This is a genomic window from Candidatus Symbiothrix dinenymphae (genome assembly GCF_001431085.1).
In genome coordinates this window covers 1-566 of the sequence record NZ_BBRU01000260.1, presented here as the reverse complement: position 1 = coordinate 566, position 566 = coordinate 1, and the positions used below count along the sequence as shown (strand labels likewise).

1 protein-coding gene is annotated in these 566 nt (G+C 48.8%); it reads left to right on the top strand.

From position 1 onward, the window contains the following. Window positions 1–566, top strand: a 566-nt coding sequence (locus ASC50_RS03435) for a KH domain-containing protein (RefSeq protein ID WP_162838180.1), incomplete at both ends; no start/stop codon positions are given.

Genomic DNA, 566 nt, shown 5'->3' with positions numbered 1-566 from the left:
TCCTCAAACTCTGCCTTCAAAATAGCAAGGACTTCGTCGATGGTATTTTCCTCCAAGTCGGTCTTTTCTATCAAGTCTTCGCGACTTTGTGAGTTGGAAGTACCCGAAATTCACGATGGTTTGATTACCATCAAGCGCATTGCCCGCATCCCCGGTGAGCGTGCTAAGGTGGCGGTGGAGTCGTATGACGACCGCGTTGACCCCGTAGGAGCCTGTGTCGGGATGAAGGGGGCGCGTATTCACGGCATCGTTCGCGAATTGTGCAACGAAAACATTGATGTCATCAATTTCACGTCCAATATCAACTTGTTCATTCAGAGGGCGTTAAGTCCGGCAAAAGTGTCCAGCATCAAATTAGATGAGGAAAAACACCGGGCGGAAGTGTTTCTCAGACCGGAAGAGGTGTCGCTGGCTATCGGAAAAAGCGGGTTGAACATCAAATTGGCAAGTATGCTCACGGGCTACACCATTGACGTGTTCCGAGACGAAGAAATCAGAGACGAAGACATCTACCTGGACGAATTTTCGGACGAAATAGAGCAATGGGTCATTGATGCGTTCAAAAA